The organism is Terriglobus saanensis SP1PR4 (genome assembly GCF_000179915.2).
Lineage (GTDB): Bacteria > Acidobacteriota > Terriglobia > Terriglobales > Acidobacteriaceae > Terriglobus > Terriglobus saanensis.
The window spans coordinates 4,240,128-4,252,448 of the sequence record NC_014963.1 but is presented as its reverse complement, the minus strand read 5'-3'; the positions used below and the strand labels follow the sequence as shown (position 1 = coordinate 4,252,448).

7 protein-coding genes and 1 tRNA gene are annotated in these 12,321 nt (G+C 57.0%); 1 reads left to right on the top strand and 7 read right to left on the bottom strand.

Translation table 11 applies throughout. From position 1 onward, the window contains the following. Positions 1–15: 15 nt before the first annotated feature. From ACIPR4_RS17510 to ACIPR4_RS17495, 4 genes are read right to left on the bottom strand one after another with little or no spacing between them, the layout of a single operon-like run. Positions 16–447, bottom strand: coding sequence for a VOC family protein (locus ACIPR4_RS17510; RefSeq protein ID WP_013569999.1), 432 nt, complete (start codon positions 445–447; stop codon positions 16–18). Continuing rightward, entirely contained in the window at positions 447–1,769 is a 1,323-nt protein-coding gene (locus ACIPR4_RS17505) for a hypothetical protein (RefSeq protein WP_013569998.1), read from the bottom strand. Before ACIPR4_RS17505 ends, ACIPR4_RS17510 begins: the two co-directional genes overlap by 1 nt. After that, on the bottom strand, positions 1,770–2,951 hold the full coding sequence (locus tag ACIPR4_RS17500; RefSeq protein ID WP_013569997.1) for a GumC family protein: 1,182 nt from the start codon (positions 2,949–2,951) through the stop codon (positions 1,770–1,772). It abuts the gene before it with no gap. 34 nt (positions 2,952–2,985) lie between these two features. Next, the gene (locus tag ACIPR4_RS17495; protein ID WP_013569996.1) at positions 2,986–5,451 is read right to left on the bottom strand and encodes a polysaccharide biosynthesis/export family protein; all 2,466 of its coding nucleotides are present in this window, start codon (positions 5,449–5,451) and stop codon (positions 2,986–2,988) included. Between the two features lie 423 nt (positions 5,452–5,874). On the opposite strand from ACIPR4_RS17495, the gene ACIPR4_RS17490 reads away from it, so the two are divergent. Next, positions 5,875–9,318 (top strand): TonB-dependent receptor, encoded by a 3,444-nt coding sequence (locus ACIPR4_RS17490; protein ID WP_041586925.1) that lies wholly within the window; start codon positions 5,875–5,877, stop codon positions 9,316–9,318. Positions 9,319–9,384: 66 nt separating this feature from the next. Here the strand turns inward: ACIPR4_RS17490 and ACIPR4_RS17485 are convergent, their stop codons facing one another. The 3 genes from ACIPR4_RS17485 to ACIPR4_RS17475 all read right to left on the bottom strand — a co-directional run bounded on the left by ACIPR4_RS17485 (position 9,385) and on the right by ACIPR4_RS17475 (position 12,230). Then, positions 9,385–11,154 carry a glycoside hydrolase family 2 protein gene (locus tag ACIPR4_RS17485; protein WP_245536376.1) on the bottom strand — a complete coding sequence of 590 codons (1,770 nt, stop codon included), beginning with the start codon at positions 11,152–11,154 and terminating at the stop codon, positions 9,385–9,387. 327 nt (positions 11,155–11,481) lie between these two features. Then, positions 11,482–11,558 (bottom strand) — tRNA-Pro (locus tag ACIPR4_RS17480). A gap of 78 nt (positions 11,559–11,636) precedes the next feature. Beyond that, on the bottom strand, positions 11,637–12,230 hold the full coding sequence (locus tag ACIPR4_RS17475) for an outer membrane protein (RefSeq protein WP_013569993.1): 594 nt from the start codon (positions 12,228–12,230) through the stop codon (positions 11,637–11,639). Positions 12,231–12,321 lie beyond the last annotated feature (91 nt).

Sequence of the window (12,321 nt, the reverse complement as noted above, 5' to 3'; positions counted from 1 at the left end):
TTATAGAGGGTCGATCTACTCGAAGAAGCGATGCTGATGGGCGGGTGCTTCGATGAGTTCCATCATAAAGCGCAGGGGAGACAGGAAGAACTGCACGCGTTGGCCGCCATACGCCACGGCAGGCATGGGATCGCCCGTTGGGAAACATCCCTGCGTGCGCAGATGATCCGCTGCCGACTCAAGATTGGGTACAAGGTAAGCGATGTGATTGAGGATGTTTCGACTTTGCTTGAGCGCCTGCGCGACGGGGCTCGTCTCCCCAAGAGGAGCGATCAGTTCGAAGACAGGAGAGCCGTTGTTCCCTATGCCAAATTGCACGGAGACGCCGATACCGGGATCGTCGAAGACCTGACTCCAGGCTTGAATGCCCAGCGTGATGGAGAGGTGAGCGCGTGCGGTGACCAAGTCGCTGGTGACAAGTCCCAGATGGTCGAATTGGAGGTCCATCAGGTAAGACCGCCCACGGGAGAGATGCGAGCAGGTGTGGGATTTAGAAAGGTCGAAGAGCGTGTCTTTACTCTCGTACTGGAAACAACCAGATGACCTGGAAAACCGAAGAGGAAGACCATGTAGGCGAACCAGTAAAAGGTCATGACCGGAATAAAACTGATGGCGCAGTCGCCAAAGGAGAGCAGAGAGTAGAGGACGAGACCTTTCATCGCTGCGCGTCGGTAGGGGTCGGAAAGCGCCCGAAGGTCGGAGAGCAGAACGATCCACGGTCCGAAAAAGACCGCGATGATCGCGAGCAAGCCGAGATAGCCGTATTGATAGACGGCGGACGCGTAGAGAATCTCAAAGAAAGCATCGACGGGCACCGAAGGAAGGAAGGTGGCGTAGGAGAAGGTCGAAAGAGAATTTGCGCGACCACCCAACTCGCTGTCAAAGATGAACGAAGAGTCGCGGTTCATCCAGACGACGATCACGGAGAGGACAACTCCGCAGGCAGAAAGCAGGAGGAGGCGGCTCAACAAAGCTTTACCGTGGATACGCGGGAAAGAACGCGCCTGTTCCACGAAGACTGCGGCCATGGAGAGGATCTGTTCAAAGAAGAGTCCCGCCCAGACAGAGCGCGAAAGCGTCAGGAAGATGGCGGCACGTACCGTCAGGCGCTTCCATCTCTGGGACACCAGCCGATCAAAAAGAGGAAGCAGGATGAAGGTACAGACGCCATAGATATTTCCGTTGTTGTACGTGGAGATGAGCTTGAAGGTATTTCCACGGGCGATGTTCTTGGTGGCTTCCAGATTGGCATCGCCGGAGTTCGTCGTGAGAAAAGGAATCTCCACATATTTTCCTGTAATAGGTCGAAGCAGGAAGGTGAAGATGCCGTAAATCGCAGCGCCGAGAATGCAGAAGACGAGGACCTTTCTAAAACGAGGGCCGTCCAACTGAGGCAGAAAAGGGGGATAGAAGATGAAAAAGAGGAAGGGAAGAACGACAAAGTTCGTAAACGTGCTGACGAAGAACGGAAGACTGGCAATCCCGTTTGCCCAGGTGGAATAGAAGAAAGGGATCAAAAAAGAAACAATCGTGGCAAGTGTAATCAGCAGTCGCCGCGAATAGAACATTCTGTAAGTAAGTAAACGGGTAGGAAGACTATAGATAAAACTGAAGATGAGAAGAAGATATCCCCAGGTAATGGGGAGTCCGATGGCCTTGATGCCGCCCTTGGGTACGAGGACGATAAAAACACAGAGGAGGGCCGCGATCACCTGTATCGTGCGGTGGTGGCCCGCGGGCCGTTCAAGAGTAAGGCTCGTGGATGCCATCTAGCTCCGAAGGAAGAGGGCCCTGCGAAGAGAGTGCTTCATCTCTTCCACCTGAAGGCGACGCTCCGGGTCAACCATGAGGCGTTCAGCCATATGGCGCATTCCAGCGAGCAGGATGCCAAGAAAAAATCCGATGGCGACGAAGATCAAAGTGATCTTCATGCTTGGTGGCCACGTAATCGGCAGGGGAAGGTGGGCCATATCGACGACGCGGACGTGGGGCGACTGGTAGGTCGACTGCAGGCGGGCCTGCTGGAATTCTGAGGAAAAGGAGGTCAGCAGAGTGCGGTGATACGTGACGTCCGCCAACCGATGCTGATATTCAAGGTTCGTTGCCGGGATATCGTTGGTCTGCTTGCCGTTGAAACTTGCTTCCATGCGACGCTCTTGCGCTGAAAGCGCGTCGATCTCCGTTCGCATTCGAATGACTTCCGGATTCTGTTCGGTTGCGCCAGTGAGAAGCGTCGAAAGGGCCACCTGCTGAGCCGTAATCTGCGCTTTCAAGCTCGCGATCGTGGAAAGCTCCATGGAAGTCTGGCTTTCGGGCTGTACGACGCCGGTCTTCTGCTGAAGTTCTGTCAGTCGAAGTTCTGCCTTTTCCAGGGCGTCACGTTCTTCGTCGACCTGGCTCTCGTAAAAAGTGCGACGATGCTTGGCTGCATCGAGGTTCATGCGGTCATTCAGCTCCTGCAAGGCCTGCAGGTAACCATTCGCGATGGCGACGGCCCGTTCCGGTTTCACGTCGGTGACCGAAATAATGAACATGCCGTCCGCAGAGCGGGCAAAGGTGGCCTCTCCGGCAGCTTGTCTCTGAATGGCCCGTGGCGTCATGTTAGGAAAGAGCGGTTCAAGATGCTGTCCGCTTACAAGGAGCTCCGACACCGACTCGCTCTGCAGAAGAGAGATGGTTGGGTCGGTCGGTCTGCTGAAGAAGAGATTTCCGGTCAAACCGTTTGCAGAGTCCTGTGATTCAAGCAGAAATGTCGCGTGTGCTCCATAGGCCCTGTGAATGAACAAGGTCACAACGTACGCACCAATCCCCATGGCAAGAGTGCAGAACAAAACGAGGCGGAGGTGCTTGAGAAAAATAAGGCCTAACTGAAGAAGATCGAACCCTTCCTCGCCAGTCTGGATCTCTGGCTGAGGCAAGTATTCACCGGATTGAGCGTCGTTCGTGGACATCGATTTCTTTCTGAAGGCCGAATGGTGCGACCGGCTATCTCGTAAGGATGACTGCGCCGAGCAAGCCGATCTGCGTCACCGAGTTGACGACGGTCGAAATGAGGGCCAGATCACGGAGCAAGCTTCCCGTCTTGACCTGGGGTGGAACGACAACCGTATCTCCGGCAAAGATTGGAGCGTGGTCAAGATTCCCAAACTGTTTGGAGATCACAGAGCCATCCGCACGAATCACGAAGATGCGGGATTTGTCCGCCTGGCGGTCCGGTCCACCCGCGATGTGGAGGTAATCCTTCACGCGATGCCCTGACTCGAAGAGGAATGCATTGGGCGAGAAGACCTCTCCCTGCACCAGAACTGTGGACGGCTTACGTGAAATCACGAAGCGGTCTCCGTCTTCGATGGACATATCGGGGATGGCGTTCAGGCCAACATCATCCGGCTTCATCTGGAGCACAATGCGTCCCGTGGCGCGAAGCTGCCGAAGTCGAGCTACCGATTGGCGTGCGGGCAGCAGCTCTGCTGTGATTCCGTCAGTATTTCCGGTGCTGTTCGACATGGCCTTTGAGGATTGCGTGTTGATCTGGGCTTCCAACGAATCAGCGTATTCACTCAGGCGCTGCTGCTGGATCCTGCGTGTGGACTCACGGGTGAACTCGGACGCATAAAGGAAGGCGTCGGGCGTAAGGCCACCCGCGCGCTGGATGACCTGGCGGAGCGTTTCGCCAGGGAGCACGCTGTAAACACCCGCGGAGACGAACTCTCCTTCGAGATGGATGAAGCGCGTCTGATGAGCCGAAGGAACACGAAGATCGGCCTGCGAGAAGATTGTGACAACATCTCCCGGCTGGAGAGCGAGATTCTGTGACTCGTCATTGCGAAGTACGAGGTCGCCGAGACGGAAGGGAAGCAACGTCGTGTTCAGACCGTCGGGATCCTGACGCTCGATGACGGCGTAGTCCCAGTTGATGTCAGGAGCTGGTAGAACGACGTCGGTCCGGGTCGTGGTGTTGGCGGTGGATGCCGTGGTGGTTGAGGACGGGCCGTTCAGGTCGCCAGTGATCGTCCCGCCGCCAGCGGTGATGCTGCTTGCAGTATTGCTACCTCTGGAACTGGGTGCGGCAGCTGCGGCAGACATGGTGTTGAGACCGGTGTCCACAGGGCCGTTGTAGTTGGTGTTCTGTCCAAGTGCGGTGATCGAGCGGTAGTAGGCGCGCGTGATCAGAGCATCCTTATTGGGGATCAGGTCACGGACGTGCATGCCAGCATGCCACGTATACCGGCCCGGGTTGGCTACGTTTCCGCGAAGCGTGATCGTCTCCCGGAAGCGGTCGGTGATGGATCCAATGGAGACAATATCTCCATTTTTGACCGGGAAAGGGGCGGGGGAGCTGAGATCCACGTCTTGAAAGGCCCGCTCGCTGTGCTCATAAATGCTCTCGACCCGGATCAGAGCGGAGGAAGCAACGACGCTGACTCCGCCTGCCAGCTGCAGGAGCTGCGAGATCGAGGCTTCATTCCGGAGTTCGAAGATCGCGGGCGTGTTCACGCTTCCAGTGATGGCGACCTGCGGTCCGATCTGCGGGATAAAGATCACATCGCCGGGTTCCAGACGAACGTCTTTGCTCTTATCTCCATGGAGCAGAAAGTCGTAGAGATCAAGCTCCGTGACCACACTGCTTCCCCGGCGCAGTTCAATGTGGCGGAGGCTGCCTGTGCCGGAGGGGCCACCGGACGCGAAGAGAGCGTTGAGCAGAGTGCTCAGGGAGCTGACGGTGTAGACCCCGGGGCGGCGTGCCTGGCCTACGACGAAGACCTGGATGGAGCGCAACTCACCCATGCTGATGTTGAGTTCGAAGTTTCGGTAGACCCTCTCCATCTGGGTACGAATGGAGTGATTGAGCTCCGAATAGCGAAGTCCCGAGACGTGAACCGGACCGACGTCAGGAATTGTGATGTTTCCCAGCCGGTCAACGGTAAAACTGCCCTCCCGGTTCAACTGACCTGTGGTGTTGAGTCGAATCTCGTCGCCGGGGCCGATGACGTAGTCGCCCGTGACGGGCACGTCGTCAATCGGGGCGAAGGTCGAGGGTGCGCCGTCAAAGAGGTCTGCGCCGAAGATGGGAAGAATGCGACCGGCGGTTCCTGCGACCATGACCTGAAACTCGGTAGGCGCCACGGGCTGCGCGGTCGTAGAGTTGTCTCCCTGGTTTTGCGTATTGCGGTTTTGCCGGTTTTGATTTTGCTGCTGTGTCTGACTATTGCCCCAGTTTTGGCCGTTGCCGGAGTTCGTCGTCCTGGATGCAGGCGTGGCCTGAGGCACATTGACGGGCGCTGGCATCTGAGGTGTCGCCGCCTGGGGTGCTGCCGCTGGAGCTGCCTGGGCCGTCAGATATCCGGTGGAAAGGCAGAGAGCGAGGGCCGCACCGGCACTGCCAGTAACGAAAGACCGGGTTAAGCCTGGGACGACTTTGTAGAAGATGCGTGATGCTCTGAGAGACATTAGATACCCGCTCAAGTCTAATAGATACCTATTCAAAACAGCTACTTCCGAACATTTCCCCGTGCGCCCCACTTGTCCCGACTTTGTCCCGATTTGAAGCATAAAGAGTGGCGCGTCCAGACGGCGGCGCGCCGGGCTTGTTCAACAGTTCTGCGCACAGCTTGCGGGGATTTTAATTTCGATGCCTCTGCCTGAGATGCGTTGTCTGCGGAGGGGGTTCCCAATTAGGCACTTTGGTCTCTTCCAATCCCGAATGGGCCTTGACAGGTTCGTGTCGCGAAATAACTAATGGTCGCTGCAAGTTGCCAGGCCGATTTCGAGTCGGCTAAATCAATTTGCCAACGCCAGAAAGTCATGGCGAAAGAGTGGGCTGACTCTACGGACACGGCCCCGCCACTGATGAATTACAACTTGGAGGACCATATGCACAATATTTTCAAGAGCTGGAGTTTGCTCCTGCTTTTACTCACCATGACTGTTGCTGCTCCGTTTGCACACGCGCAGAGTAGCTTTGGACAAATTACGGGAACCATCACCGATCCTGCAGGGGCTGCGATTCCCGGCGTCACGGTGACGATCACTTCTGCAAACACGCAGGCGAAGCGTACGGTGACCACCGACACCGACGGAAATTACATTGCGACCAACCTGCCCATCGGGACCTATTCCATCTCTGTAACGCAAACGGGATTCCGTACGGCGCAGCAGGCGGACGTCACCATCTCCGCGGATGCCAAGGTTTCTTCCAACTTTGCTCTCCAACTCGGGCAGGCCAGCGAAGTCGTCCAGGTAGAGGGCGGCGCTGTGGAAGCGCTGAACACTACTTCCGGTGAACTGGCGCGCGTCATCGATTCCAAGCAGGTAGAAAACCTCGCCCTGAACGGCCGCAACTACACGCAGTTGCTTACGCTTGTTCCGGGTGCTGTCGTGACCAACCCCGATATCTTTTCCGTGACGACGTCTCTTGCTTCCAACAATCAGACGATCAACGGCAATCGAAGCGATACCGGCAATCTCACAGTGGATGGTGCCTACAACCAAGTGGCAGGATCGAACGGTTCGTTGATGAACAACGTCGGTCCTGACTTTATTCGCGAAGTAAAGATCGACACTTCGAACGCCTCGGCCGAGTTCGGGCGTACCTCGGGACCGTCCTTCAACATCGTGACCAAGAGCGGTTCGAACTCCTGGCACGGAGGCGCGTTCGAGATCCTGCGCAACAATTATTTTGATGCCACAAACTATGTGGCCAAGAAGAAGACGCAGCTGATCTTCAACGACTTCGGCTTCTTTCTCGGCGGTCCGATCATCAAGGACAAGCTCTTCTTCTTCGTAGGAGAAGAGTGGAAGCGGCTTCGCCAGCAGGCCGTCGCTTCGACCTTTACCGTACCAACGACCGCCATGCAGAATGGCGATTTCTCGGCGCTCTGCACCAGCACCTCCACAGGCGGTACGCCGAATACCTTCGTCAATGGCGTCTGCTCTTCGACCGCCGGACAGCTCTACTATCCTGGGACGGCAACGCCTATTCCCTCCAACAACATTGCGTCGCTCATCACTACCGATGGACGCGCGATCGCCAACGTCTACAAAATCATCTCTGCCGCTGGACTCAGCTTCCGCGATGGTGGCATCCCCAGCAACAACCTCACGCTGGCGCCTTCCAGTCCGCTGAACTTCCACCAAGACCTGGTCCGCTTCGACTATGTCATCAACGACAAGCACACCCTCTATGGCCGCTGGATCCACGATGCCAACACGCTCATCGATCCCTTCGGTACCTTCTCCAACAGCGGCATTCTGAACACGACGCCAACGACCCGCAACCGTCCAGGACAGAGCTACCTGCTCTCAGAGACCTGGGCGATCCGCTCCAACTTCCTGAACCAGGCGCAGATCAACACCAGTTGGGCAGCGCAACGCATTCCTCCCGCTGGCAATAACTGGAAGCGCGAGACGTTTGGCTTTCAATACAACAAGCTCTATCCGGGTGCCGGACCGTATCCGAACGGCATTCCCATTGTGAACATCACCAACTACGCTCCCTTCCAGGGACCCAACTTCGCGCTGCAATCGCCGTCCACGGACATCCAGGTTGCGGACAATGTGACGTACATCAAGGGCAATCACAACTTCAAATTTGGTGGAGTCTACATCCGCGACCGTGTGGATCAGAACGGCCGCTCGAACTACACCGGAACTGCTACCTTCAACTCCACACCCACTTCGAGCAACTGCAAAGCTGCCAGCGGAAACACGACCTGCTATGCACTTGCCGATGCATTCCTCGGCAACTTCCAGAGCTACCAGGAGGCCAGTGCGGACCCGATCGGACACTTCCGCTTCAATCAGGTGGAGTGGTTTGCGCAGGACAGCTGGAAGGCGACTCGCAAGTTGAGCCTGGAGATTGGCCTTCGCTGGCAGTTGATCTCACCGTTCTACACGCAGGGCAACAACGTCTCAAACTTCGATCCCGCCGCCTACAATCCGGCAGCAGCGGTTACGGTCCTCCCGAATGGACGGCTCACACCGGGCATCGGAAATCCGTATAACGGTCTCGTCCGTGCTGGCGATGGTGTTCCCGCCGACCAGGCGAAGCGCGTCCTCAACGTAAACACAGCACTCTTCCCCCTGATCCCTGCGGGCGCGCCGCGTGGCCTCTACAACATGAACGGAGCCTTCGGTCCGCGCTTTGGATTTGCATACGCCGTCGACAACAATACGGTCGTCCGTGGCGGTATCGGTCTGTTCTACTACCGTCCACAGGGCAATCTGATCTTCAGCCAGTTGAATCTCCCGCCGTTTCTGCAAAATACCCAGTTCGACACAGGTAACCTCGCGACCATTGGAAGTCTCGCGGCGAATAACACGGGTCTCCAGGCGGGCATCAGCGCGATCGACCCGACAAACCACAATCCTTCCACCATCCAGTACAGCTTCGGTTTCCAGCGTCAGCTTCCAAAGTCTGTTCTCTTCGAAATGAACTACGTCGGCAATGTGGCCCACCACCAGCTGCGTCAGCCGAACATCAACTTTCCCGACCTTGCTCCTTTGGTCGCCAATGCCACTACAGGCAACAATGCGATCTCGTCGACCAATTTCTTCAATCCCTACAAGGGATATACCGCCATCAATTCCAACCGCTTCGATTCGAATTACAACTACAACTCACTGCAGATGTTTTCGTCCAAGCGCGCCGGCATTGTCACGTACACCCTTGCTTATACGTACTCCAAGGCCTTGGGTGATTCGAACGGAAACAACACCACGCTCGAGAACTGGCGCGATCTCAACTACAACTATGGCAACCTGACCAACGACCGCCGCCATGCTTTTGTGGCAACCTTCGTCATCCAGGCACCGGAGTTCAGAGGTCATAACTACCTGGTTCGCGAAGTGGCTGGCGGCTGGCAGATAAGTGGTGTCGCTCGTCTGCAGAGCGGTCCCTACCTCACCGTTCAGGCGACCTCGACGCTTGGTCTGGGAACCGTGCGTGCGGATCGCGTTCCGGGTACTGCGATCTACACCACCGGCCGCGCCGGAATTGATGGCTACGTCAACAACATCAGCCGGGCGGGAAATACCGCGACTCCGTTTGTGGCGACGCCCAAGACGCTTGCCCGTTTCGGTAACTCCGGAAACGGTGCGGTTGTCGGTCCGGGCCTTGCGCAGACCGATGCAACCCTGTCGAAGTTCTTCCCGATCACCGAACGTGTTCGCGTGAAGTTCCAGGCAGATGCGTTCAACGTTCTCAACCGCACGAACTTTTCTGGCGTGAACCTCAATGCTAGCAACTCCAACTTCGGTACTGTCTCCGGTGCCTACCCGCCGCGTCAGTTGCAGCTTGGTCTGAAGGCGTTGTTCTAGAGTCAACCGCAACGCAAAAAAGGGAGCAGCCCGCGGGCTGCTCCCTTTTGTTGGTGTGCCTTCTTCTTACTCTGCTTTGCCGACGGTGTGCTCTTTGTACGTCTTCTGAAAAAGATCGAAGGCCAGCTTCTTCTTTCCATCTTCGGAGAGCAGACCCTTGCGGTTGTAGCCCTCCTGTAGCTTGGGGATATTGCGTGTGGGCGAACGGAAATCCATCAGGACCCATGGAATCAGACCGCGCACCTGGGGGATCTTCCGCATCATGACGAACTGATGCTGGAAGACGTTGAGTTGCTGTTCTTCTGTCCAGCGCTGGTTCGGTCCGCCGTGGTTTCCCTGCGTGGCTTCCGCTCCAAACTCTGACATGAGAATCGGCTTCTGCGGCAGGGTCCAGGTCTTCTTGTCCGCGTCTTCCGGACGACCTTCATACCAGCCGATGTACTGGTTTTGGCCTACGACATCGAGCGCATCCGCCAAAGGATCGTTCTGCAGGACGGCATCCTGATCCACCTTCGGTCCGATCAGCGCCGAGGTGATCGGACGCGTCGGATCGAGCCTGCGCGCCTCGTTGGCGAGGTTGGTCAGGAACTTCGTGCGTGTGGGATTGTTTGGTGTCTCATTGGAAACCGACCAGAGAATGACCGAAGCCTTATTGCGATCGCGGCGGATCATCTCGTTCAGCATGAAGGTGGCCTTTGCGTAAACCTCAGGCTTGTCATAGGAGATGCGCTGCCAGAGCGGAATCTCCGACCAGATCATCACGCCGTTGCGATCGGCCATGCGCTCCATGCGTTCATCGTGGGGATAGTGGCAGAGGCGAACGAAGTTTGCGTTCATGTCTTTAAGGAAGCCGAAGATGTTCTTCACGTCTTCGTCCGAGTGAACGCTGCCTCCTCGATAGGGCGCTTCTGCGTGCATGTTCGCGCCCTGCAGAAAGATGGCCTTCCCGTTCAGAAGAATGCGCGTGCCATCGACACGAATATCGCGGAAGCCTATGTCGTCTGTGATGGCGTCCTGGCCTGAGGAGATCTGCACTTTATAGAGCTTTGGCGTCTCAGGCGACCAGAGGCTCAGGCTTTTGGCTTTGACCTCAAAAGCAGCGCGACCCTCGGCATCGGTCTCCACCGTGGTGTCGACCCCTGCTTCAGGGATATGGAGCGCCACCGGCGTCCCGACTGCAGCTCCTTCTACGTGGACATAGCCGCTGAGCACGTTCGCCGACGGAGAGAAGGTAGCGTCGTGCTTGAGATGGACGTCGTAGTCGTCGATAAAGTGGGTCGGCACCGTGACCAGGGAGACGTCGCGCGTGAGTCCGCCGTAGTTGAACCAGTCGATGCTGACCGACGGGATGCCGTCCACCTGACGCGTCGAATCGACGGCGATGACGACGAAGTTATTGCCGGGCTTGAGCGCGGTGGTGAGGTCGCAGTCGTACGGCGTGAAGCCGCCTTCGTGATCGCAGATATGTTTCTGATTCACCCAGACGAAGGACTTGTAGTTCGCCGCGCCAACATGCAGAAAGGTGCGCGTGTTCGGCTTGGGCTGGAAATCGAAGTTGCGCTGATACCAGACGACACCTTCGAAGCGGAAGAGGGTCGGTTCCTGGGTGTTCCAGTCGCCGGGGACCTTCAGCGTCGGCGCTGTGGAGAAGTCGTACTCTTCGTTGTGCGGTCCGCTGCTGATGTTGGGATGGGTGTTCAGCGCGTATCCGTTCTCCCGCACCCTGCCATCGCTGGTGTAAAGGCCCTTGGCAGGCGGCTGGTCGACGAGATAGTGCCAGTCGCCATTGAGGGAAGTCACCGCCCGGTGATCGACGCCGACGAGAAGCGTCTTCATGGGTTGCTGCGCAAAAAGCGGAAGAGAAACGGCGCAGGCGAGAGAAAGTAGTCCTTTATGCAAGATCCGGAGTTTTTTTCCTGAAATTTTCGTGCAAAGTGTCATGCAAGCAGCCTCTTGAAGGGGATAGACCTGTTGGATGGAACGGAAGTTCAGCGCGGCGTGAGGGCGCTGTAGTGGATCGTCGAAAGTCTACACTCCAGCGAAGACGCATCGCATCGGCGCGTGACGGACACGCGAGGCAGGGTGCGGAGCAATGAAATTGGCCCTCTGCAAGGTTGCAAAGGGCCAATCGTTCTCCTAAGAAGGAGGTGTGCTGAAAGTGAATGGTCGGGACGACTAGATTCGAACTAGCGACCTCACCCACCCCAAGGGTGCGCTCTACCAGGCTGAGCCACGTCCCGACTGTTAAGGATTTTGCGCTACCCAAAAGTAGGCCACGCTGGGGTATTTCCTTAGCTCAAGTGTACACGAGGCTCGGGTTATTCCGGACCGCCGTGCTTGTTCCGGAAGTGAAAGCGATACCGCAGGCCGCCGCTGATCTGAATTGGATGGAACGCAGGCACGGCTTTGTCGTACTGCCAGGACTGTCGCTGGATGTCCGCGCGCAGCGCCCAGCTTCGACCCATCGCGTAATCCACGCCACCACCAAAGGTCGTAACGGTCGAGTTGTCCTGCGTATATTTTGGCGATGCAGGCTTGTCGAACTTGATGATCCCGTAGCCCAGCAGGAGATCGACGTAAGGCCGGAAGGGGCCGTAACGCGCTTCGATCCGGGGCCCGCCCGAGTACGCATATTGATTGCTCACACGTCCGCCTGAACCAACGGCGCGCACTTCCACGGAGGGTTCAAAACGCCCAAAGGAGCCGATGTTGAGATCCGCGCCCACGGTTCCTCCCGCGTTTTTCAAAGCGCCGCCGAAGTCAGGCCGCACGTACGAGAGCATGGCGAAGGCCTGCAGGCGCATCGCCTCCACGCCAGCGGGAGCGGCGGCCTGTCCAATGCAAGCCGGAGCCAAAAGAAGAAGACCGACTGCGGAGAGGAGTTGGCCAAATGTGCGGTTCGGGCTTTTCATACCTTCATACCTTGGGAAACCTCTAAGTTCGGGAGTTGAATGCGGCCCATGCCACTGTGATGCGCTTCGAACGGAAACTTGTCTTCTTGGT